The sequence below is a fragment of the Corallococcus sp. AB038B genome, assembly GCF_003668955.1.
Classification (GTDB): domain Bacteria; phylum Myxococcota; class Myxococcia; order Myxococcales; family Myxococcaceae; genus Corallococcus; species Corallococcus exiguus.
This window is the reverse complement of the sequence record NZ_RAWO01000056.1, coordinates 1-618: the sequence shown is the minus strand read 5'-3', so window position 1 is coordinate 618 and position 618 is coordinate 1. Positions and strand designations below refer to the sequence as shown.

General features: G+C 55.0%; 2 tRNA genes and 1 rRNA gene. All 3 read left to right on the top strand.

Features of this window, described 5'->3' with window-relative positions:
- A 16S ribosomal RNA gene (locus D7Y04_RS42510) occupies positions 1 to 69 on the top strand; the annotation flags it as partial.
- A 212-nt stretch (positions 70 to 281) separates the two neighbouring features.
- Positions 282 to 358: transfer RNA gene (locus D7Y04_RS42505), tRNA-Ile, on the top strand.
- 56 nt (positions 359 to 414) lie between these two features.
- Positions 415 to 487, top strand: a tRNA-Ala gene (locus D7Y04_RS42500).
- The last annotated feature ends 131 nt before the right edge of the window (positions 488 to 618 follow it).

Genomic DNA, 618 nt, shown 5'->3' with positions numbered 1-618 from the left:
TGCTCGGTAACTGGGGTGAAGTCGTAACAAGGTAGCCGTAGGGGAACCTGCGGCTGGATCACCTCCTTTCTAAGGAGACCGGGTGTTGGACTCAGCCTTCGGGCGAGTAGGCAACACCAGCAGCCTTAACGGCTGTCAGGTCATCTCTAGGTCAATGTTTCCGATTAACAATCCATTATAAACTTCGGGCTTGCTGTTTGGTTTTGAAGGACCGAGTGAAGTTGACTCGGCTCTTTGAGAATGAAGGACGCTGTAGGGTTCGCCGACGCTTTAGCCCTCCTGGGCCTATAGCTCAGCTGGCTAGAGCGCGCGCCTGATAAGCGCGAGGTCGGTGGTTCAAGTCCACCTAGGCCCACCACTCTTCTTTCCTCACTGGAGGGAAGCGAAAGAGTGACTGGTGCTGACGCGAGAGTCGGGGCTGTAGCTCAGCTGGGAGAGCGCCAGCTTTGCAAGCTGGATGTCGTCGGTTCGAACCCGATCAGCTCCACATGGTTTCCTGGAAGTCGCAGGGACGTTCTTTGACAAGTGCATACGAAGGGTAAGTTGCAATTTCTGCTGAGTGAAGTTCTCAACAGAAGTGCCGACTTCGAAATGAGTCTCACCAGGCGCCGCGAGGCA